Source organism: Sphingomonas longa (assembly GCF_016892685.1).
GTDB classification, from domain to species: Bacteria; Pseudomonadota; Alphaproteobacteria; order Sphingomonadales; family Sphingomonadaceae; genus Sphingomonas; species Sphingomonas longa.
The window spans coordinates 510648-530216 of record NZ_JAFEMC010000002.1; the positions used below are offsets into that span (position 1 = coordinate 510648).

At 68.4% G+C, this 19569-nt stretch carries 23 protein-coding genes; 14 read left to right on the plus strand and 9 right to left on the minus strand.

The features are described from left to right. Positions 1 to 85: 85 nt before the first annotated feature. A complete protein-coding gene (locus ILT43_RS08490) occupies positions 86 to 523 on the plus strand; it encodes an MAPEG family protein (RefSeq protein WP_204198524.1) in 438 nt (145 codons plus the stop codon). Continuing rightward, positions 520 to 2145 carry a M28 family peptidase gene (locus ILT43_RS08495; RefSeq protein ID WP_204198525.1) on the plus strand — a complete coding sequence of 542 codons (1626 nt, stop codon included), beginning with the start codon at positions 520 to 522 and terminating at the stop codon, positions 2143 to 2145. The genes ILT43_RS08490 and ILT43_RS08495 overlap by 4 nt, the downstream gene beginning before the upstream one ends. A gap of 37 nt (positions 2146 to 2182) precedes the next feature. On the opposite strand, the gene ILT43_RS08500 is transcribed toward ILT43_RS08495, so the two are convergent. Then, positions 2183 to 2845 carry an MBL fold metallo-hydrolase gene (locus ILT43_RS08500; protein WP_204198526.1) on the minus strand — a complete coding sequence of 221 codons (663 nt, stop codon included), beginning with the start codon at positions 2843 to 2845 and terminating at the stop codon, positions 2183 to 2185. A gap of 69 nt (positions 2846 to 2914) precedes the next feature. Here ILT43_RS08500 and pabB point away from each other — a divergent pair, with 69 nt between their 5' ends. The 4 genes from pabB to msrA all read left to right on the plus strand — a co-directional run bounded on the left by pabB (position 2915) and on the right by msrA (position 6893). After that, the gene (gene pabB, locus ILT43_RS08505; RefSeq protein WP_204198527.1) at positions 2915 to 4651 is read left to right on the plus strand and encodes an aminodeoxychorismate synthase component I; all 1737 of its coding nucleotides are present in this window, start codon (positions 2915 to 2917) and stop codon (positions 4649 to 4651) included. 60 nt (positions 4652 to 4711) lie between these two features. After that, the gene (locus tag ILT43_RS08510) at positions 4712 to 5911 is read left to right on the plus strand and encodes a pyridoxal phosphate-dependent aminotransferase (protein ID WP_204198528.1); all 1200 of its coding nucleotides are present in this window, start codon (positions 4712 to 4714) and stop codon (positions 5909 to 5911) included. Positions 5912 to 6094: 183 nt separating this feature from the next. Continuing rightward, entirely contained in the window at positions 6095 to 6238 is a 144-nt protein-coding gene (locus tag ILT43_RS08515) for a hypothetical protein (protein WP_204198529.1), read from the plus strand. Positions 6239 to 6266: 28 nt separating this feature from the next. After that, on the plus strand, positions 6267 to 6893 hold the full coding sequence (gene msrA / locus ILT43_RS08520; RefSeq protein WP_425530293.1) for a peptide-methionine (S)-S-oxide reductase MsrA: 627 nt from the start codon (positions 6267 to 6269) through the stop codon (positions 6891 to 6893). Between the two features lie 227 nt (positions 6894 to 7120). Here msrA and pdeM read toward each other — a convergent pair whose 3' ends face one another. Beyond that, on the minus strand, positions 7121 to 7783 hold the full coding sequence (gene pdeM / locus ILT43_RS08525) for a ligase-associated DNA damage response endonuclease PdeM (RefSeq protein WP_204198531.1): 663 nt from the start codon (positions 7781 to 7783) through the stop codon (positions 7121 to 7123). Positions 7784 to 7885: 102 nt separating this feature from the next. On the opposite strand from pdeM, the gene ILT43_RS08530 reads away from it, so the two are divergent. Then, positions 7886 to 8227, plus strand: coding sequence for a hypothetical protein (locus tag ILT43_RS08530; protein WP_204198532.1), 342 nt, complete (start codon positions 7886 to 7888; stop codon positions 8225 to 8227). Positions 8228 to 8346: 119 nt separating this feature from the next. On the opposite strand, the gene ILT43_RS08535 is transcribed toward ILT43_RS08530, so the two are convergent. From ILT43_RS08535 to ILT43_RS19490, 3 genes are all read right to left on the minus strand, one after another. Continuing rightward, positions 8347 to 9291: a retroviral-like aspartic protease family protein gene (locus ILT43_RS08535; RefSeq protein ID WP_204198533.1), complete on the minus strand. Its 945-nt coding sequence runs from the start codon at positions 9289 to 9291 to the stop codon at positions 8347 to 8349. A 62-nt stretch (positions 9292 to 9353) separates the two neighbouring features. Continuing rightward, positions 9354 to 11741 (minus strand): ligase-associated DNA damage response DEXH box helicase, encoded by a 2388-nt coding sequence (locus ILT43_RS08540; protein WP_275431438.1) that lies wholly within the window; start codon positions 11739 to 11741, stop codon positions 9354 to 9356. Between the two features lie 14 nt (positions 11742 to 11755). Then, on the minus strand, positions 11756 to 11962 hold the full coding sequence (locus ILT43_RS19490) for a hypothetical protein (protein WP_055841837.1): 207 nt from the start codon (positions 11960 to 11962) through the stop codon (positions 11756 to 11758). Positions 11963 to 12056: 94 nt separating this feature from the next. On the opposite strand from ILT43_RS19490, the gene ILT43_RS08545 reads away from it, so the two are divergent. Together ILT43_RS08545 and ILT43_RS08550 are read left to right on the plus strand one after the other, a co-directional pair. Beyond that, positions 12057 to 13055 (plus strand): ligase-associated DNA damage response exonuclease, encoded by a 999-nt coding sequence (locus ILT43_RS08545; protein WP_204198535.1) that lies wholly within the window; start codon positions 12057 to 12059, stop codon positions 13053 to 13055. A 52-nt stretch (positions 13056 to 13107) separates the two neighbouring features. Further along, positions 13108 to 13380 carry a hypothetical protein gene (locus ILT43_RS08550; RefSeq protein WP_204198536.1) on the plus strand — a complete coding sequence of 91 codons (273 nt, stop codon included), beginning with the start codon at positions 13108 to 13110 and terminating at the stop codon, positions 13378 to 13380. A 127-nt stretch (positions 13381 to 13507) separates the two neighbouring features. Here ILT43_RS08550 and ILT43_RS08555 read toward each other — a convergent pair whose 3' ends face one another. The 3 genes from ILT43_RS08555 to ILT43_RS08565 are packed head-to-tail and all read right to left on the minus strand — an operon-like array spanning position 13508 to position 15327. Then, positions 13508 to 14077 carry a Uma2 family endonuclease gene (locus ILT43_RS08555; protein ID WP_204198537.1) on the minus strand — a complete coding sequence of 190 codons (570 nt, stop codon included), beginning with the start codon at positions 14075 to 14077 and terminating at the stop codon, positions 13508 to 13510. Between the two features lie 22 nt (positions 14078 to 14099). Further along, a complete protein-coding gene (locus tag ILT43_RS08560) occupies positions 14100 to 14813 on the minus strand; it encodes an anti-sigma factor domain-containing protein (RefSeq protein WP_204198538.1) in 714 nt (237 codons plus the stop codon). Further along, the gene (locus ILT43_RS08565; RefSeq protein ID WP_239474426.1) at positions 14803 to 15327 is read right to left on the minus strand and encodes a sigma-70 family RNA polymerase sigma factor; all 525 of its coding nucleotides are present in this window, start codon (positions 15325 to 15327) and stop codon (positions 14803 to 14805) included. The genes ILT43_RS08560 and ILT43_RS08565 overlap by 11 nt, the downstream gene beginning before the upstream one ends. Positions 15328 to 15515: 188 nt before the next feature. On the opposite strand from ILT43_RS08565, the gene rpiB reads away from it, so the two are divergent. From rpiB to ILT43_RS08590, 5 genes are all read left to right on the plus strand, one after another. After that, positions 15516 to 15989, plus strand: a complete 474-nt coding sequence (gene rpiB / locus ILT43_RS08570) for a ribose 5-phosphate isomerase B (RefSeq protein ID WP_204198540.1) — start codon at positions 15516 to 15518, stop codon at positions 15987 to 15989. Next, on the plus strand, positions 15986 to 17296 hold the full coding sequence (glyA, locus tag ILT43_RS08575; RefSeq protein WP_204198541.1) for a serine hydroxymethyltransferase: 1311 nt from the start codon (positions 15986 to 15988) through the stop codon (positions 17294 to 17296). The genes rpiB and glyA overlap by 4 nt, the downstream gene beginning before the upstream one ends. Before the next feature lie 5 nt (positions 17297 to 17301). Further along, complete coding sequence (locus tag ILT43_RS08580) at positions 17302 to 17475, plus strand: small multi-drug export protein (RefSeq protein WP_168377296.1); 174 nt, start codon at positions 17302 to 17304, stop codon at positions 17473 to 17475. An 8-nt stretch (positions 17476 to 17483) separates the two neighbouring features. Further along, a complete protein-coding gene (gene nrdR / locus ILT43_RS08585) occupies positions 17484 to 17948 on the plus strand; it encodes a transcriptional regulator NrdR (RefSeq protein ID WP_204198542.1) in 465 nt (154 codons plus the stop codon). Positions 17949 to 18028: 80 nt separating this feature from the next. After that, positions 18029 to 19189, plus strand: a complete 1161-nt coding sequence (locus tag ILT43_RS08590; protein WP_204198543.1) for a TrmH family RNA methyltransferase — start codon at positions 18029 to 18031, stop codon at positions 19187 to 19189. On the opposite strand, the gene ILT43_RS08595 is transcribed toward ILT43_RS08590, so the two are convergent. After that, on the minus strand, positions 19124 to 19426 hold the full coding sequence (locus ILT43_RS08595; RefSeq protein ID WP_204198544.1) for a chorismate mutase: 303 nt from the start codon (positions 19424 to 19426) through the stop codon (positions 19124 to 19126). The genes ILT43_RS08590 and ILT43_RS08595 overlap by 66 nt on opposite strands. Between the last annotated feature and the right edge of the window lie 143 nt (positions 19427 to 19569).

The window sequence follows — 19569 nt, forward strand, 5'->3', positions numbered from 1 at the left end:
GCGTTTCGACGGCGGGGACTGGCGGCTTGCCGTGCCGCGACGGGCGGTCCATCCCGGACCCGATACCACAGGAAGGCCGACGACGATGATCCTGCCCGTTTCGCTTACCATCGCCGCCGCGTGCGGTGCGCTCAACCTGTGGCTGGCGCTCAGGACCAGCGTCGGCCGGGTCAAGGGCAAGGTGATGATCGGCGACGGCGGCGATCCGACGATGCTGGCGCGGACGCGGGCGCATGCGAACCTGACGGAATACGCCCCGTTCGTGCTGATCCTGATCGCGCTGATCGAACTGGCGGGCGGATCGCCGACGACCTTGTGGTTGCTGGGGAGTGCGTTCGTTCTCGCCCGGATCGCGCACGGGATCGGCATGCTGCGACCCGCGCCCAACATCCTGCGCGCGGGTGGCGCGGTGCTGACGTGGCTGCTGCTCGCCGGGCTGGCAGGATGGGCGCTGGCGATCGTGGTGGCCGCGCCGCGCGTCGCCGCGGGGCATCCGATCGTGCTGACGGTGGCGCCGCAATGATCCGCCTGCTTCCCCTTGCGGCGCTGTTGCTCGGTGCCGCCTCCGCGCCGCCACAGGCGATCTCGCCGGAACGCCTGTCCGCGGATGTGAAGACGCTCGCCTCCGACGCGTTCGGCGGCCGTGCGCCCGGCACGCCGGGAGAGGCGAAGACGGTCGACTGGCTGATCGCCGCGTTCAGGGATGCCGGGCTGCAACCCGGCGGGCGCGGCGATAGCTGGACGCAGGACGTGCCGCTGGTGCGGACGCAGCTTGGCAGCGGCACGGTATCGGCGGGCGGAGCGCCCCTCGCGATCGGGCGCGACGTGTATCTGAGTACCGTCCGCCCGGTGACGCGCACGACGATCGCCGCCGCGCCGATGGTCTTCGTCGGCTATGGTGTCTCCGCGCCCGAACGGGGCTGGGATGATTTCAAGGGTGTGGACCTGAAGGGCAAGGTCGCCGTCATCCTGGTCAACGATCCCGATTTCGAGGCGAAGCCGGGCGACGACGCGGCGGGCAAGTTCGGCGACCGGCGCATGACCTATTACGGGCGCTGGACCTACAAGTTCGAGGAAGCCGCGCGGCGCGGCGCGATCGCCGCGCTGATCGTCCACGACACCGCCGGGGCCGGCTATGGCTGGGCGACCGTCACTGCGCCGGCGGGCGAGAATTACGACGTCGCGAAACCGGCCGCCTCGCGCGTGCTGCTGCAGGGGTGGCTGGAGGGCGCGGCGGCGACGCGGCTGTTCACCGCGGCGGGGCTCGATCTGGCCCAGCAACGGAGAGCGGCCCGGCGCGCCGATTTTCGGCCGGTGATGCTGAAGGGGCAGGCGTTCGCAGCCGACCTGCCGGTGACGGTCACGAGGGCGGTCAGCCGCAACGTGCTGGCGCGCCTGCCCGGCAGCGGCCACGCGGATGAAGTCGTGATGCTCGGCGCGCACTGGGATGCGTATGGGGAGGGTGCGCCGGACGCGCAGGGCCGCCGCATCCGCCCCGGTGCGAACGACGACGCGTTGGGCGTCGCCGGGCTGCTGGAGATCGCCCGTTCCGCCGCCACGGGGCCGCGCCCCGAGCGCAGCCTCGTCTTCGGCGTGTGGACGGGAGAGGAGCGGGGGCTGCTCGGGTCCGAAACCTATGCCGCCGATCCGGTGTATCCGGCCGCGAAGACGGTTGCGAACCTGACGCTCGACATCCTCCAGACGGGTGGCCCCGCACGCGACGTGATGCTGGTCGGCGACGGTAAGAACGCGCTGGAGGACATGCTGCGCGACGCCGCCACCGCGCAGGGCCGGGTGGTGACGCCAGAGGCGCTGCCGGAGCGGGGGCTGTTCTATCGTGCGGATCACTTCAGCCTCGCGCGGCGTGGGGTGCCGACGCTGCTGCTGATGGCGATCAGCGGAGCGCCCGACCTCGTCACCGGCGGGCGTGCGGCGGGGCAGGCTTGGCTGGACGGCTATATGCGCTGCTACCACCAGACGTGCGACGCGTGGGATGCCGGCTGGGACCTGCGCGGCGCGGCGGCGGATGTCGATCTGGTGCGGATGGTGACGATGGGGCTGGCGACCTCGCGCGCATGGCCGGACTGGAAGCCGGGGTCCGAGTTCGCGGCGGTTCGGGCGAAGACGGCGGGGGAGCGGCGCTAGGCCAGCGTCGCCTTTGCACGCATCGTCGGCCGACGCACTACTGCCCGGCCAGCACCGCGTCGCCGACGAAGCCGTTGCTGGCGCGTTCGTGCGCGAAGGTGCTGGCGTGGCCGTGGCCGGGGATGAAGGCGGTGTCGTCGCCGAGCGGCCACAGCTTTTCCACCACCGATCGCACCAGCTGGTCGTGATCGCCGCCGGGAAAGTCGGAGCGGCCGACGGACCCCTGAAACAGCACGTCGCCGACCAGCGCCAGCTTCGACGGCGGGTGGTGGAAGATGACGTGGCCGCGGGTGTGGCCGGGCGTCTCGTATACGTCGAGTATCAGGTCGCCGATCGTCACCGTGTCGCCCTCGACCAGCCAGCGGTCGGGTTCGAACACCACGCCGCGGATGCCGTACGTGCGGCCGTCTTCGTCCAGCCGCGCGAGCCAGAACCGGTCCTCCTCGTGCGGGCCCTCGATCGGCACGCCGAGTTCGTCCGCCAACGGTTTCGCCTCGCCGGCGTGGTCGATATGGCCGTGGGTCAGCAGGATCTTTTCGACCGTGACGCCCGCCTGCGCGATGGCGGCGCGGATGCGGGGCAGGTCGCCGCCGGGATCGATCACCGCCGCCTTCATCGTCGTGGTGCACCAGATGATCGAGCAATTCTGCTGGAGCGGCGTGACCGGGACGATAACGGCGCGAAGGGGAGGCTGGGTCATGGCGGCTGCTTGGCGCAGGATCGCGCGCATGGTCAATGCTTGCCCTGACCGCGCGCAGGATGCATCTGCATGGACATGCAGCCGAAAGCACCGTTCGTCCTGCTCGACGACGCCCGGCAGGGCGGTGCACCCGCTCGGCTCTACGCCGGGCCGGTGGAGGTGGTCGAAACGTGCGAGGCTGGGCAGGTCGCTGCGACGCTCGACCGGGTCCGCGCCGGTATCCGCCGCGGCCTGCACGCGGCGGGGTTCCTGTCCTACGAAGCGGGCGCGGCCTTCGAGCCGACGATCACCGCGGTCGCGCCGACGACGCCGCTCGTCTGGTTCGGCCTGTTCGACGGCTGGACCACGCCGCCGCCGCCGCCCGATCCGGCCGGTGCGTGGATCGGCGCGCCACGGCCTTTGATCGAACGGGAGGACTATGAGGATCAGGTCCGCGCCATCCTGCGCCTGATCGCGGCGGGCGACCTGTACCAGGCGAACCTGTCGTTCCGCGCGGCCGTCCGCATCGTCGGCGACCCGCTCGCGGTCTATACCCGACTGCGCCGTGCCGCGGGCGCCGGATATGGCGCGGTGATCGAGACGGGCAAGGACACGCTCATCAGCCTGTCGCCCGAATTGTTCTTCTCCCTCCACGGCGATCGGCTGACCTGCCGGCCGATGAAGGGCACTGCGCGGCGCGGCGCGACCCCGTCCGCCGACGCCACGCTGGCCGCTGCTCTGGCGCTCGATGCCAAGCAACGTGCCGAGAACCTGATGATCGTCGACCTGATGCGCAACGACCTGTCGCGCGTCGCCGTCGCCGGATCGGTGGCGGTGCCGGACCTGTTCGCGGTCGAGACCTATCCGACCGTCCACCAACTCGTCTCCACGGTCGTCGCGACGCTCGCCCCGGATCGCGACGCGGTCGACGTGTTGGCCGCGGCTTTTCCCTGTGGATCGATCACCGGCGCGCCCAAGGTCCGCGCGATGCAGGCGATCGCGGAGACCGAGCGAGCCCCGCGCGGGGCTTATACGGGCGCGATCGGGCATATCGACCCGGACGGCACGGCGATGTTCAACGTCGCGATCCGGACGTTGACGATCGCGGGCGGCGACGACGTTGCGACGCTGTCGCTGGGCGCGGGCATCGTCGCCGATTCGGACCCGGCGGCGGAGTGGGAGGAATGTCTGGCCAAGGGAGCGTTCGTGGGGGAGGGGCATGTCAGCTTCGACCTGATCGAGACGATGGCGTTCGACCCGGAAGAGGGCATGCCGCTGCTGGAGCGTCATCTGGCGCGCATGAAGGCGAGTGCGGAGGTGTTCGGCTTCGCGTTCGATCGCCACGGTGCGCGCAACGAGTTGCAGGCGGCGACTTTCCGCCTGCGCGACCCGTGCCGCATCCGCCTGTTGCTGGCACCCTCCGGCTCGGTGGCGGTCGAGATGTCGCCGCTGCCACCTGCACCGCGGGATGGGTGGACGGTCGCGATCGTCCCGCTGCCGGTCTCGCCGCACGACCTGCGGCTGCGGCACAAGACCAGCGACCGCGGCTTTTACGACGAGGCGCGCCGGGCGGCGGCCACGGACGAGGTGCTGTTCGAGCATGACGGGGTGCTGACGGAGGGTAGCTTCACGTCGCTGTTCGTGGAGCGTGACGGTGTATTGCTAACGCCCCCACCCGGCCCGCTGCTGCCCGGCGTGCTGGTCGCCGACCTGATCGCGGCGGGCCGCGCGCGCCCCGCAACGCTGACCCGCGCCGACCTGACCGACGGATTTTTCGTCGGCAATGCGTTGCGCGGGCTTATTCCAGCGATTGTTGCGGTTGCGTAAAGGGCGTCGGCGCGGCTAATGGCCCCGCCCCTTGCCGGGCTGCTCTTTGGGACATCCGCCATGCACGCCTCCGCTGCGCTCGACCGCATCAGCCCGTCGCCGACCCTCGGCGTCACCACGCGGGTCAACGAGCTGAAGCGCGCGGGCATCGACGTGATCGGGCTGGGCGCGGGCGAACCGGACTTCGACACGCCCGACTTCGTCAAGGACGCCGCGATTCAGGCGATCCGCGACGGCAAGACCAAATACACCAATGTCGACGGCACGCCCGAGCTGAAGGACGCGATCGTCACGAAGTTCGCGCGCGACAACCGCCTGACCTACACCCCGAACCAGATCAGCGTGAACGTCGGCGGCAAGCATTCGCTGTTCAACGCCATCGTCGCGACCGTCGATGCGGGCGACGAGGTGGTGATTCCGGCACCCTATTGGGTCAGCTATCCCGATGTCGTCCAGTTCGCGGGCGGCGTGCCGGTGATCGTGAAGGCTGGTCCCGAAGCGGATTACAAGCTGTCGCCCGAGGTGCTGGACGCCGCGATCACGCCGCGTACCAAATGGGTGATCCTGAACTCGCCGTCGAACCCGACCGGCGCGGCCTACACCGTCGACGAGCTGAAGGCGCTGGGCGAGGTGCTGTTGCGCCACCCGCACGTATGGGTGTTCGCCGACGATATGTACGAGCACATCACCTATGACGGCTTTCGTTTCGCGACGATCGCCGAGGTGGTGCCGGAGTTGTACGAGCGGACGCTGACCGTGAACGGCTGTTCGAAAGCCTATTCGATGACCGGCTGGCGGATCGGCTTTGCGGCCGGTGCGCCGTGGCTCATCAAGGCGATGGCGAAGTTGCAGTCGCAGTCGACGTCGAACCCCTGTTCGGTGGCGCAGGCCGCGGCAGCGGTCGCGCTGACCGGCGACCAGTCGTTCCTGAAAGAGCGTGCCGCCGCCTTTCAGGTCCGCCGCGACCTCGTGGTCAAGGCGCTGAATGACATTCCCGGCATGAGCTGCCCGACGCCGGAGGGCGCATTCTACGTCTATCCGTCGTTCGCGCCGCTGATCGGCAAGACCACGCCGAAGGGGGTCAAGATCGTCGATGACGAGGCGTTCGTGACCTACCTGCTGGACGATGCCCGGGTTGCGGCGGTGCAGGGCGCGGCGTTCGGCCTCTCGCCGGCGATGCGGATCAGCTACGCGACGTCGGACGCGCTGCTGACCGAGGCGTGCGCGCGCATCGCGGAGGCATGTGCCGCGCTGAAGTAATCGCGCGCTCCCGGACCGGGGGGCGCAGAGCCTGACAGCCACGTGAACGATCGACCCAGTCGAGGTTCAGTGTTGCAACGCTATGTTTCAGGACAGTCATCTTGTCGTGTCGTGGTGCATCCACGACATGGGAGGCAACGTAGCTTCGTCGGCAACCCGGCGAAGTCATCAAGGTTTGGGATTATGTTGAAGCATCTGAAGTCCAGTTTCGTGTGGCAGTTCGCCGGTGGCTTCGTGCTCGGCGCGGTCGGCCTGCTGGCGATCCAGCCCGCCGAAGCCACGCGCGAGCTGGAGCATCGCTTCGCTCCGACGCATCAGGTCCGCTGATATGAAGGCGGCGGCGCTGGGGCTGGGCATGGTCGCGATCGCCGCGACCTTTGCGATGAGCCAGGCGAACGCCGAGCGCGCCGTGCCGATTCCGGCGGCGCGCGCCGATGTCGCGCCGGCGCCCGGTCTCCAGTCGGCGATCTTCGCCGGCGGATGCTTCTGGGGCATGGAAGCGGTGTTCGAGCATGTGAAGGGCGTCCGCAGCGTCACCGCGGGCTATGCCGGCGGCACGCGCGCCACCGCGTCCTACGCGCAAGTGTCGACCGAGACGACGCGTCACGCAGAGGCGATCCGTATCGCCTATGATCCGCGGCAGGTCAGCTACGCGACGCTGCTGCGCGTGTATTTCTCGGTCGCGCACGATCCGACGCAGGTGAACGGCCAGATGCCGGACATGGGGCCGAGCTACCGCTCCGCGATCTTCGCGCAATCGCCCGAGCAGGCGCGCGTCGCGCGGGCGTACATCGCACAGCTCGACGCGACGCGCGCGTTCAGGAAGCCGATCGCGACGAAGCTGGAACAGGGCCAGTTCTTTCCGGCCGAAGCCTATCATCAGGACTTCTTCGACCGGAACCCGGATCATCCCTATATCCGGATGTGGGACAAGCCGAAGCTGGCCGCCTTCCGCGCCGGCTTCCCGTCGCTGGCGCGGTAGCGGTCGTCCCGCATCGGTCTTTCTCCCTCTCCTTGGGGGGACTATTCGGAAACTTTTTCTGCCGCCCCGGCCTACGCCGGAGTGGTGATTTGGTGATCATCCGCGGAGGTACTTCGCAACGGTTCCCCGCAAGGGGACGGCAGGACCGGGTGGAGCTCTGGCCGGCCGTACGCTGAAGCGCCTCGCCCACCGCCTCCCGGAAGGGAAGCGAGGGGAGGGGCTGTGTATCAAGCCGCCAGCGGAAACCGCAGCAGCCGGTCCTCGACCGGAATCAGCGCCTGACCCTCGCGCCCGACCGCGGCGCGGAGGGCAGGGTGGTCGACGTCCAGCCCTCCCGTCAGCGAACCGAACGCCGGCAGCACCAGCTTGGTCGCGGTGGCGACGAAACAGCGGCGCGCCACCTGACGACCCCGCACCCGCACGCGCAGCTTGGGGTGGAAATGCCCCGATACTTCGGGCCGCACGTCCTTCGGGTCGGCTTCGTGACGCAGCACCAGTCCGTCGACGATCGCCTCGTCGAAAACTTCGCCACCACAGCGATCGAGGATCGCGGGATCGTGATTGCCGGTGATCCACGTCCAGCGCGTCGTCGTGGTCAGCCCCCGCAGCGTGTCCTGCGCCGCCACGGGCAGCCGGTCGCACCCGGCGACATCGTGGAAACTATCACCCAGGCACCAGATCTCCCGCGCCTGCGTCCGCTGCACCAGCACCTCCAGCGCGGCGAGCGTCGCCATCGAGTCATAGGGGGGCAGCAACTGGCCCTTGCTGGCGAACCAGCTCGCCTTCTCCAGATGCAGGTCCGCGACCAGCAACGCGCCGCGTGCCGGCCAGAACACCGCGCCCTCGGGCATCGCCATCACTGCGTGGCCGCCGAACGAAAAGGGAACCATGGCCTGCCAATGCCCCGCCGCGCCAGCCTGCGCAAGCACGGGATTGGCTTTCCGCCGCGAGCGGTTCAGGGTGGGCGACGAACATTGCAGAAAGTCCAGCTCGTGATCCTACTCGCCGCCGCCTTGCTCCTGGCCCCCCAAGCCGCCCCCACCGGTGCCGACGCGGACGGGCGTTGCATCGCCGTTCTCGGTTCGATGGGGTCGAAGGGCAATCCGCAGACCGCCGCGATGGCGCAGGCGGGGATCCTCTATTACGTCGGTAAGCTGAAGGGCCGCAACGCGTCGACCAACGTCGGCGCGGTCGTGATGCGGGCGGCACAGCAGGCGACCGCCCAGAAAGCCAATCCGCAGAACGAGTTGAAGCGGTGCGGCGCGGAACTGAACGTCGCCGGCCAGTCGCTGCGCGGCGTGAACACGGGCAAGGCGCCGGTGCCGAAGCGCTGAGCTTTGGCGGGCGGGGGGCTGACGTTCTCGACAGATTACCACCGACATTCCAACTGGACCCCGGCCTCCGCCCGGGTGGTAGACGAGGTTTGCAATGGTGGCATGAACGGAACGGGCGCTCAGAAACCCGTCACGCTCGTGCCCGACACCCGCGAACCGCGGGGCAGGGTGAGGCGGATCGCGCGGTTGGCGAAGTCGATCTCGACCGCGCGGAACAGGCGCAGCGTCTCCATGCCCAGTAGCAGCGCGGGCGTGTCGCCGAGGCCGAAGCGCGCGAACGGCGCGGCGTCGGCGACCGCGACCGACACGCCGTCGAACGCGACTCCGCCGACCTCCAGCCGCTCCAGTCGATAGGCGTCGGCGCTGAGCGTCGCGCCGCTCGGCGTGATGACGGACATCGCGCCCAGGAAGGGCGGTGGCTTGCGCGTGGCGATCCGCAGCAGTGCGGGGTTGGCGATCGTCACCGGTGAGCCGGTGTCGATGACGACAGCGATCTTCTTCCCCCGCCAGCGCGCATCGGTGACGATCAACTGGCCGTAGAGCGACCGCGCGACGATGACGATCTCGTCCGGCGAGGATCGACGCAGCATCCGCTTCTTCGAAGGTGTCAGCGTCATGCGGTTGCGGTCGAAGTCAATCGCGACCTTCTGCCCCTGAAGCGCGTCGATTCCCAGCATGCCGATCGCGCCGAGATTGGCGCGCGTGAAGGTCGGCGCCTCGATCGTATCGGGGGTCAGCGCCTTCAGCCGCAGCATCGGCACCAGCGTGGTCGGCGCGACGACGCTGCCGCTCATCGTCATGACCCGCACGGTGCGGCCGGGCAGCAGCGCCAGCCGGTCGGCGAGTTCGTGCGACACGACCGTCCGCTCCGCGCCGGTATCGATGACGAAGGGCCACGACCCCTTGCCCGCGATCGACACGGGCACGGTCATGCGCAGGTCGGCCTCGCCGATCGCGAGTTCGTCGACGGGTATGTCCAGGGGCGGCGGAGGCACGATCTGGGAGGTGGCCGGCACGGCGAACGCCGCGGCGGCGACGAACGCCAGGGCGGCGATCCTCTCCATGCCAAGAGGCTGCGCCTGTGGTGCGGGTTTGGCAAGGGGCCGCGCGGGACCGCGGGGCGTCGTCAGTCGGCGCGCATCGCTTCCGCCGCGAGGGCTTCGGCTTCGATCAGCAGCGCGTCGTCGCCCGCATTGGTGGACACCTTCTCGCGTCCGATCAGCACCAGTACCGGCACCGCCAGCGGCGACACGCGGGGGAGGTCGATGTGCACCATCGTGTCGGCCGCGCGGTCGAGCAGGTTCGCGAGCCGGCCGACGTCCGTCATCCGCGCGCGCGCGTCGTCCCACGCCGCCTGCAACAACAGATGCGACGGCTCGTACTTCCTGAGCACGTCGTAGATCAGGTCGGTGGAAAACGTCACCTGACGCCCGGTCTTGCGCTTGCCGGGATGCTGGCGCTCGACGAGCCCCCCGATCACCGCCACCTCGCGGAAGGCGCGTTTCAGCAGGTGCGACTGCTGCACCCAGTCGACGAACTCATGTTCGAGGATATCGGCAGAGAACAGCGAGGCGGGGTCCGTGACCTTCTCCGCTGAAAAGCAGGCGATCGCGTAATCGTTGGCGACGAAGCCGAGCGGCTTCAGCCCCTGCGTCTCCATCCGGCGCGTGACGAGCATGCCGAGCGACTGGTGCGCGTTCCATCCCTCGAAACTATAGGCGACCATGTAGTTTCGGCCCTCGCGCGGGAAGGTTTCGACCAGCAACTGATCGGGCTTGGGCAGGATCGAGCGGGCCGCTTGCATGTCCAGCCATTCGTGCACGTCGGGCGGAAAGCGGTCCCATTCCGATGGCGTGGCGAGGAAGCGCCGGACGCGGTCGGCGAGGTTGGTCGACAGCGGCATCCGGCTGCCGCCATAGGTCGGGATGCGGGCGGGGCGGCTGGTGGCGCGGACGATCAAATCCTCGGTGTCGATCTTCTCCACCTCCAGGCTCAGGCCGGCGAAGAAGAAGGTGTCGCCGTGGCTCAGTGTCGCGGCGAAGCCCTCTTCGACCTTGCCGAGGTTGCGCCCGTTGCGGAAGCGGACGTTGAGCATCGTCGCCTCGACGATGATGCCGGCGTTCAGGCGGTGCTGCGCGACGAACTTCGGGTGCGCGATCCGCCAGAGCCCGTCCGCTTCCTGCACCAGCCGCTTGAACCGGTCATAGGCGTGCAGCGAATAGCCGCCGTCGCGGATAAAGCCGAGCACGCGTTCGAACGTGTCCGCGGTCAACGCGGAATAGGGTAGGGCGGAGCGCACCTCGTCCAGCAGGTCCTCCTGACGGAACGGACCCGCACAGGCGCAGGCCATGACGTGCTGCGCCAGCACGTCGAGCGCACCAGGGCGGAACAGGTCGGGGTCGAGTTCGCCCGCCTCCACCGCATCGAGCGCAGCGCGCGCCTCCAGATATTCGAAGCGGTTGCCGGGCACGACGATCGCCTTCGACGATTCGTCCAGCCGGTGGTTGGCGCGGCCGATCCGTTGCAACAGCCGCGACGATCCCTTGGGCGCGCCCATCTGCACGACGCAATCGACATCGCCCCAGTCGACGCCGAGATCGAGGCTGGCGGTCGCGACCAGTGCACGCAGCTTGCCGTCCGCCATCGCGCCCTCGACCTTGCGCCGTGCCTCCAGCGCGAGACTGCCGTGGTGGACGCCGATCGGCAGGCCCTTGTCGTTGGCCTTCCACAAATCCTGAAAGATCAGTTCCGCCAGGCTGCGGGTGTTGCAGAAGACGATGCTGGTCCGGTTCTCCTCGATGACCTTCATCACCTGCGCCGCGGCGTAACGCCCGGAATGCCCGGCCCAGGGGACGCGATCCTCGGGCAACAGGATGGAAATGTCGGGGTCCGCGCCCGGCTCGCCTTGCACCAGGCTCACGGTGTCGATGTCGCCGTCGGGCGCGAGCCAAGCACGGTAGCCGTCCGCATCCGCGACCGTCGCCGACAGTGCGACCCGACGCATGGCCGGCGCGATCCGTTGCAGGCGCGCCATGCACAGGGACAGCAGATCGCCGCGCTTGCCGGTGGCGAAGGCATGGACCTCGTCCACGACGATCGTGCGCAGGCCGGCGAACATCGTCAGGCTGTCGGGGTAGCTGAGCAGCAGCGACAGCGATTCGGGCGTGGTCAGCAGGATGTGCGGCGGCTTGACCCGCTGCCGAGCCTTGCGGTCGGAGGGCGTATCGCCGGTCCGCGTCTCGACCCGGATGTCGAGCCCCATCTCCTCGACCGGCGTCACCAGATTGCGCTGGATGTCGACGGCCAGCGCTTTGAGCGGCGACACGTACAGCGTGTGAAGTCCCTCGGTCGGAACCTCGATCAGTTCGGTGAGCGTAGGCAGGAAGCCGGCAAGGGTCTTGCCCGCGCCGGTGGTCGCGACGAGCAGCGCATGCCGCCCGGCGCGACCCTCCGCCAGCATGTCCCACTGGTGCCGCCGCGGTCGCCAGCCGCGCGCGGCGAACCAGTCCGCCAGTGGGGCCGGTAGCGTCAGGTCCGGTCGTGCGGCTTTTCCGTCGCCCCGTCCTTGTACAGATCGTGCGTCGCTTGCTCCGTCCGGCGATGTTCCTCGGGCGTGATCGCCTTGTTCTTCTGGCGCGCCCAGATCATCACGCCCAGCAGGACGAATGCTCCGACGAACACCACGATCACCCAGAGGCTGCCGTCCGCCCAGTTGCTCGCCACCTGATCGTTCATGATCCATTCCTTCTCTATGTCGGGCTAAAGAACGACAGGGGCAAGGTTTTCGATCCGGGCGGCTCCATCCGACCCGGTCGCGCGTACTAGCCGCATGGCGAAACTCGGCGACTGGATCGAACCGCATCCCCACGGCATCTATGTCCGCCCCGCCGATGCGTGGATCGATCCGTCGGAACCGACACCGCGGGCGCTGGTGACGCACGGTCACGCCGATCACGCGCGCGGCGGGCACGAGCGGGTGTGGGCGACGCCGGAGACGCTGGCGATCATGGATGCGCGCTACGGTCCGCAAACGGGCGAGCCGGTCGCCTATGGCGAAAGCATTCGGATGGGCGATGTGGAGGTGGGCTTCGTCCCTGCCGGGCATGTGCTGGGATCGGCGCAGATCGTGCTCGACTATCGCGGCGAACGGGTCGTCGTGTCGGGCGACTACAAGCGCCGCCCGGACCCGACCTGCGCGGCGTTCCAGCCGGTGAAGTGCGACGTGTTCGTCACCGAGGCGACCTTTGCGCTGCCGGTGTTCCGCCACCCGGATACCGGCGACGAGATCGACAAGCTGCTGGAGCGGCTGCACGCCAATCCCGATCGCTGCGTCGTGGTCGGGGCCTATGCACTGGGCAAGGCGCAGCGCGTGATCGCGGAACTGCGCGACCGCGGCCACGTCGCGCCGATCTACATCCACGGCGCACTCCAGCGCCTCTGCGAACTGTACGAGGAATTGGGTGTCCGTCTGGGGGAGCTGATCCCGGCGACCGGCGTGCCGAAGGCGGCGATGGCGGGGCATGTGGTGATGTGTCCACCGTCCGCACTCAACGATCGCTGGTCGCGGCGGCTGCCCGATCCGATTACGGCGATGGCATCGGGATGGATGCGGGTGCGGCAGCGCGCGCGGCAGAAGAATGTCGAGTTGCCGCTGATCCTGTCCGATCATGCCGACTGGGATGAACTGATCGATACGCTGACCGAGATCGCGCCCAAGGAGGTGTGGGTGACGCACGGGCGCGAGGATGCGTTGGTCCACTGGTGCATGACACGCCAGATCAAGGCGCGGGCGCTGGCGCTGGTCGGGTTTGAGGACGAGGACGACTGAGGGAACAGGTCGCCGCGCTTGTGCGCTTCAGGTTGATAAGAGGAGATTTTTCATGGCCGCAGACCGGCTTACGATCGACACCGCCACCGTATACGATAATGTCGACGATCGCCGGGTCGAGTTCGCCGCGGACATCGGCGACCAGCGCCGGGCGTTCGCCGCGCAATACGACCTGCTGGAGGCGCTGGGGGCCGAAGTGCCGGACGATCGCGCGGTCGCGGTGTTCCGGAAGCATGTCGACACGATCTCGGCGATCGGGGCCAAGGCGCTGGCGCGGAACGAGGACGAGGAGCTGGTGGTGATCAGCGAGAACGATCTGGATTGAGGTGGAAGTGTTGAGAGGATGGAGGCGTCGCTGACTCGGACGTTACGTCTGCCTCAGCGAGGCGGTCAGGCCAAGACCATGACGCTCTGGATTGCTTCGCTACGCTTGCATGATGGCGGCGCCAGTATCAGTCGAGCGTGATGGTCGCATATGTGCCGGGGACAGCCAGCGTTTCGCCGAACGGCACTAGCCGTAGTGAGGCGTAGTCCCCGTCGACGGGATGCTCGAAGACGTGGGTGACCGATCGCTTGCCATCTACGACCCAGTAATGCGGGACACCGGCGCTGGCATAGAGCAGGCGTTTCACGCCGAGGTCGCGGTCCGCGGTCGTCATGGCGATCTCGACTGCCAGCAATATCGCACCCGCCTCAACGGAACGATGTCCTTCGTACGGGGCGGACAATAGTCCGACATCACAAGCGACGATCGTGTCGTCGCCCAAGTCGATCGCGACCTCCCCGCGAAGACGATTGCGAGCATCGGGAAGCACCGCCCACAGTTGCCCGATCAGTTCGGCCTGCCGACCCGCATGCTCGTTCATTGGCGGGTTCATGCGGACGAGTTCCCCTTGGACAAGCTCGATCTGGATATCGTCGAAGGCCCCCGCCTCGACCATGTGCAGGAACTCCGCCGCGGTGAAGCGCGCCGTGCCGCCGGTATCGCCGGTGACGGATGGAAATCGCGCAGGCTTGTTCATGCCCATCCTCCTACCACAGCCGTCAGACCGCCGACAGCGCGCCCGTCGCAACGACCGGACCGGTCGGCAGCCCGGTCGGCGATCCCCCCGTTGGCTCGACCGAGATCGCCAGGGTCGTTCCCGGCACCAGTCGAGCCCGATCCGCGGCCGCCAGTCGCAGTTCCGTGCCCGCCGCTGTCAGCAGGCCGAGCGGGTGCGGTACGCCGTCGCCGCCGATCGCCCATAGCTGCGCGACGCGCGCGGCGGGCACGGTGGGTGCGGCGGCGATGCGCATCAGCCCGTTCTCGGGATGGTAGGCCGCCGCGACCGGCGACTTGGCGTCGCCCAGCGCCGCAATCAGCAGCGTGCGCGAGCCCTCCTGAACCTGCGGCACCGGTGCCGGCAGCGGCGTCGGTGTGGGGCGGAGCGCGATGACGACCAGCAGCACGGCGGCCAGCGCGCTCATCGCCACCGCGATCAGCGGCCATGGCGCACGCCGGGTGCGCGACGGCTTGGGTCCGCCGAGCGACTCGTCGATGCGGTCGATCAACCCTTCCGGCGCTTCCGCCTCCGGCCACAGGTCGAACAGTTGCGCGAAATACAGCCGCCAGCGTTCCACTTCCGCTGCGAAAGCGGGTTCGGCCAGCACGCGGCGCAACGCCGCCGCGCGCTCCTCGCCGTCGAGCAGCCCCAGCGCCAGTTCCGCGGCAGCCACGTCCAGAGGCTCGGGATCGTGGGTGTCGGGCTCAGGCGTCACGGTCTAGGCACTCCTTCAGCCGCGCGAGGCCGCGTCTTATCCAGCTTTTCGCGGTGCCCAGCGGGACGCCGCGGGCCTCCGCATAGTCGGCATAGGTCATGCCGTCGAAGAAGGCGGTGCGGATAGCCTCTCCCTGACGCGGTTCGAGTTCTTCCAGGCAGTGACGCAGCGAGTGGCGCTCACCCGCGGCGACGAGTTCCGATTCGGCGTCGGGCGCTGTGTCGGGTATGTCGGATGCATCGTCGATCGGGCCGGCGCGCCGTACCTTCTGTGCCCGTCGCCAGTCGATCGCGCGATTGCGGGCGATCGTCGCGAGCCACGTGATCGGGCTGGCGCGGCCGGGTTCCCACGCACCGGCGCGGCGCCAGATGATGAGGTAGACGTCATGAAGCACATCCTCCGCCGCCTGGGTGTCGCCACAGATACGCAGCACGACGCCGAAAAGCTTCGCGGAGGTCAGGTGGTACAATTCGCGGAAGGCGGCGCGATCCTCGCTGCCGGTCGCGATCAGCATCCGGGCGAGGTGGGCGCGCGCTTCGTCGCTGGCGGGGCGGGGTTGGGTCACAGCCAGGCAGCGTAGCGGCTGGCGCGGTGGCGGCAAGCTGCGATCGCAATGCTTTGCGGGTGATGCTTCGGGGTGGCGTTTGCGGTGGCCTGCGGCTATGGCGCGCGCCATCCCACGCGATCAAAGGACTCCAGCGTTTGCGCATCGCCCTCGCCTCCGATCACGCCGCCGTCGCGCTGAAATCCTCGCTGGCGAGCTGGCTGTCGGAGCAGGGGCATGACGTGTTCGATCTGGGGGCGGACGGGACGGCGTCGGTCGACTATCCGGATTATGGCTTTGCGCTGGCTGCTGCGATCGGGGACGGCCGTGCCGAGCGGGGTATCGCGCTGTGCGGTTCCGGGGTCGGCATTGCGATTGCCGCCAATCGCCATTCCGCCTGCCGCTGCGCACTGGTGTCGGAACCGCTGTCCGCTGCGCTGGCGCGCCAGCACAACGATGCCAACGCCATCGCGATGGGCGCTCGCCTGATCGGTGAGGACATGGCCAAGGCTTGCATTGTCGCCTTCCTGACCACCGAATTCGAAGGTGGGCGTCATCAACGCCGCGTCGACAAATTGTCGACCAGTTTCAGTTCTGTCGACACATTGTCGGCCAAGGAGTTCGCCGCATGAGCACGCAGCCCCGCACCCTGTCCGACGTCCAGCCGGACGGCTTCTTCACCCGCGAGCTGGCCGACGCCGACGCCGCCGTGTTCGCCGGGATTGCCGCGGAACTGGAGCGCGAACAGACGCAGATCGAGCTGATCGCGTCCGAGAATATCGTGTCGAAGGCTGTGCTCGCCGCGCAAGGGTCCGTGTTCACGAACAAGTATGCGGAGGGCTATCCGGGCAAGCGCTATTACCAGGGCTGCGCACCGTCCGACACGGTCGAGACGCTGGCCATCGAGCGCGCCAAGCAGATCTTCGGGTGCGGCTTCGTCAACGTGCAGCCGCATTCCGGGGCGCAGGCGAATGGCGCGGTCATGCTGGCGCTGGTCAAGCCGGGCGATACGATCCTGGGCATGAGCCTGGACGCGGGCGGCCACCTGACCCACGGCGCGCGCGCGGCGATGTCGGGCAAGTGGTTCAACGCGATCCAGTATGGCGTCGACCCGGTTACGCACCTGATCGACTACGATCAGGTCGAGGCGCTGGCCGTGGAGCATCAGCCGAAGCTGATCATCGCGGGCGGCAGCGCCTATCCGCGCGTCATCGACTTCGCCCGCTTTCGCGCCATCGCCGATAAGGTCGGCGCGTATTTCATGGTCGACATGGCGCATTTCGCGGGGATCGTCGCTGCCGGCCATCATCCGACGCCGTTCGGCCATGCCCATGTCGTGACCACCACGACGCACAAGACGCTGCGCGGGCCGCGTGGCGGCATGATCATGACCAATGACGAGGCGATTGCGAAGAAGATCAACTCGGCTGTGTTCCCGGGGCTCCAGGGCGGGCCGCTGATGCACGTCATCGCGGCGAAGGCGGTCGCGTTCGGCGAGGCGCTGCAGCCCGATTTCAAGAGCTACATCGCCGCGGTGGTGGAGAACGCCAAGGTGCTGGCGGCCACGCTGAAGGAGCGCGGCAGCGATGTCGTATCCGGCGGCACCGACACGCATCTCGCGCTGATCGACCTGACGCCGCTCGGCATCACCGGTCGCGATGCGGACGAGGCGCTGGAACGGGCCGGCATTACCTGCAACAAGAACGGCATCCCGAACGATCCGCTGCCGCCGGTGAAGACCAGCGGCATCCGCGTCGGCTCGCCCGCCGGCACCACGCGCGGCTTCGGCGCGGCGGAGTTCCGCGAGATCGGCCATATGGTCGCGGATGTGCTCGACGGTCTCGCCAGGAATGGCGAGCATGGGGACCCCGAGGTCGAGGCGGACGTTCGGACCCGCGTGCGGGCACTCTGCGCGCGCTTCCCCATCTATCAGGGCTGAACGGCATGTCGAAGATCGAAGAAATCCAGAGCGAAGTGAAGAACACCCCTGGCCTGGGCAAGAAGATGGCCAAGTACAGCGCGATCGGCGCCGTGATCGCGATTCCCCTTCCGGTCGTCGGCCCGGTGCTGGGCGCGATCGCGGGCGCGGCGTTCGCCTATTCCAAGCGCAAGGGCTGAGCTGCTGAATGCGCTGTCCGTTTTGCAGTCACGAGGACAGCCAGGTCAAGGATAGCCGCTCCACCGAAGATGGAGCGGCCATTCGCCGGCGGCGGCAATGCGAGGCGTGCGGAGCGCGCTTCACGACGTTCGAACGCATCCAGTTGCGCGAACTGACGGTGTTGAAGAGCGAGAACCGGCGCGAGCCGTTCGATCGCGAGAAGCTGATGCGCTCCGTGTCGATCGCCGCGCGCAAGCGGCCGGTCGAGGCCGCGCGGATCGAGAAGCTGGTGACCGGTATTCAGCGCCGGCTGGAGACGCTGGGCGAGGGCGAGGTGACCTCCGCCCGGATCGGCGAGCTGGTGATGGACGGGCTGAAGGGGCTGGATTCCGTCGCCTATATCCGCTTCGCCAGCGTGTACCGCGATTTCAACGAAGCGCGTGATTTCGAGGCGTTCGCCGGGGCCGTGGAGGAGGCGGGGCGGAACGAGTAGCGTTTTCGATCGAAAGAACCGTTCGTCCCGAGAGCGGTCGAGCTTGTCGAGACCGCGTATCGAGCAGTAGGTCCCGTCGCATGACCTTCTGGACGTACATCCTCCGCTGCTCCGACGGCAGCTATTATACTGGGCATACCGACGATCTGGAGCGCCGCGTCGGCCAACATCAGGCTGGCGAGATACAGGGTTATACACAGACGCGCCGCCCGGTTGCGCTGATGTGGTCGCAGGAGTTCCCCTCGCGTCAGGAGGCTCTCGCATCCGAGATGCAGGTGAAGGACTGGTCCCGCAAGAAGAAGGAGGCGCTGTTCCGGGGAGATTGGGACGGCGTGTCGGAGGCGGCTCGCAAGGTTTCTCGATACGGTGTCTCGACGGGCTCGACGCCTACTCGAGACGAACGGGAGGTGGAGGTCGCTAGCGGCGGCGAGCGCAGTCGAAACACCTTCCCGAGCACCACCCCACCCCCCGTGATCGTCCTCGTCCGCCCCCAACTCGGCGAGAATATCGGCAAGGCGGCGCGGGCGATGCTGAATTTCGGGCTGGCCGATCTGCGGCTGGTCGCGCCGCGCGACGGGTGGCCGAACCCCGCCGCCGGGCCGGCCGCGTCGGGGGCGGACATCGTCCTCGAACGCGCGCAGCTGTTCGACACCGTTGCCGACGCCGTGGCCGACTGCGCGCAAGTCTATGCCACCACGGTCCGCAAGCGCGGCGTCACGAAGCCTGTGGTCAAGCCCGACGAAGCGGCCACGGCGATCCACGCCGGTCCCGGCCGGTCGGCGATCCTGTTCGGACCGGAGCGCTCCGGGCTCGAGACGGACGATGTCGCGGTCGCGCGGACGATCATCACCGTCCCCATCAATCCTGAATTCGGGAGCCTGAACCTCGCGCAGGCGGTGATCCTCGTCGCGTACGAATGGTCGAAGCATCAGGATCTGGCGCAGCCACCGGAAACCGAGCTGCCGGAACCCGCGCCGCAGGAGGAGCTGGACGGCATGATCGGCCAGCTCGACGCGATGCTCGTTCACGCCAATTTCTACTTCCCGCCGGCGCGTACCGAAACCACGCGGCGGACATTGCGAACGCTGCTGACGAAGCCGGGCTGGTCGACGCAGGAGGTGCGAACGCTGCGTGGCATCCTGTCCGCGCTCGACGGCGCGAAGATGCGGCGGAATTCAGCCGCGCCGATCGAAAGCGGCGAGTTCGTACGCGATCGAGACCTCGACGAGCCGCTCCCATAGATCGGCGATCGCATCGGCCGGCAGGTCGTGCGCTTCGGCGTCGGCACGGGCGTTGGCGATCACCTCCGCCTTGCGCGCCTCGTCGCGGACGTGGCCGCGCTCCGGCTTGATGCGGGCGGCGGCGTCCATATAGCCGAACCGGCGGGCGAGCAGGGCCACCAGCTCGCGATCGGTCGCATCCACGCCGGCGCGGACCTCGGTCATCGTGGAACAGTCGGCGGGCGCGAGGATCGTCATGATCGGCCTAGTGGCTCGCGCTGCGCCGCCTGTCCAGCAGGCGCGCCATTCTTGACTTCGCCTGCACCCTCGGCTAGGCGCGCCGCTTCGCAATGGCTCCGCACTCCGGTGAAGCGGCGGCCCTGCCTTTTCCTCCTGGAAAT

Excerpts from the sequence above, each read along its gene's own strand:
- ILT43_RS08510 (WP_204198528.1), top strand. The coding sequence starts at position 4,712 with ATGCACGCCTCCGCTGCGCTCGACCGCATCAGCCCGTCGCCGACCCTC.
- glyA (WP_204198541.1), top strand. The coding sequence starts at position 15,986 with ATGAGCACGCAGCCCCGCACCCTGTCCGACGTCCAGCCGGACGGCTTC.
- ILT43_RS08490 (WP_204198524.1), top strand. The coding sequence starts at position 86 with ATGATCCTGCCCGTTTCGCTTACCATCGCCGCCGCGTGCGGTGCGCTC.
- ILT43_RS08495 (WP_204198525.1), top strand. The coding sequence starts at position 520 with ATGATCCGCCTGCTTCCCCTTGCGGCGCTGTTGCTCGGTGCCGCCTCC.
- ILT43_RS08550 (WP_204198536.1), top strand. The coding sequence starts at position 13,108 with ATGGCCGCAGACCGGCTTACGATCGACACCGCCACCGTATACGATAAT.
- pabB (WP_204198527.1), top strand. The coding sequence starts at position 2,915 with ATGGACATGCAGCCGAAAGCACCGTTCGTCCTGCTCGACGACGCCCGG.
- ILT43_RS08500 (WP_204198526.1), bottom strand. The coding sequence starts at position 2,845 with ATGACCCAGCCTCCCCTTCGCGCCGTTATCGTCCCGGTCACGCCGCTC.
- msrA (WP_425530293.1), top strand. The coding sequence starts at position 6,267 with ATGGTCGCGATCGCCGCGACCTTTGCGATGAGCCAGGCGAACGCCGAG.
- ILT43_RS08555 (WP_204198537.1), bottom strand. The coding sequence starts at position 14,077 with ATGAACAAGCCTGCGCGATTTCCATCCGTCACCGGCGATACCGGCGGC.
- ILT43_RS08565 (WP_239474426.1), bottom strand. The coding sequence starts at position 15,327 with ATGCTGATCGCGACCGGCAGCGAGGATCGCGCCGCCTTCCGCGAATTG.
- ILT43_RS08515 (WP_204198529.1), top strand. The coding sequence starts at position 6,095 with ATGTTGAAGCATCTGAAGTCCAGTTTCGTGTGGCAGTTCGCCGGTGGC.
- ILT43_RS08590 (WP_204198543.1), top strand. The coding sequence starts at position 18,029 with ATGACCTTCTGGACGTACATCCTCCGCTGCTCCGACGGCAGCTATTAT.
- ILT43_RS08580 (WP_168377296.1), top strand. The coding sequence starts at position 17,302 with ATGTCGAAGATCGAAGAAATCCAGAGCGAAGTGAAGAACACCCCTGGC.
- ILT43_RS08545 (WP_204198535.1), top strand. The coding sequence starts at position 12,057 with ATGGCGAAACTCGGCGACTGGATCGAACCGCATCCCCACGGCATCTAT.
- ILT43_RS19490 (WP_055841837.1), bottom strand. The coding sequence starts at position 11,962 with ATGAACGATCAGGTGGCGAGCAACTGGGCGGACGGCAGCCTCTGGGTG.
- pdeM (WP_204198531.1), bottom strand. The coding sequence starts at position 7,783 with ATGGTTCCCTTTTCGTTCGGCGGCCACGCAGTGATGGCGATGCCCGAG.
- ILT43_RS08535 (WP_204198533.1), bottom strand. The coding sequence starts at position 9,291 with ATGGAGAGGATCGCCGCCCTGGCGTTCGTCGCCGCCGCGGCGTTCGCC.
- ILT43_RS08595 (WP_204198544.1), bottom strand. The coding sequence starts at position 19,426 with ATGACGATCCTCGCGCCCGCCGACTGTTCCACGATGACCGAGGTCCGC.
- nrdR (WP_204198542.1), top strand. The coding sequence starts at position 17,484 with ATGCGCTGTCCGTTTTGCAGTCACGAGGACAGCCAGGTCAAGGATAGC.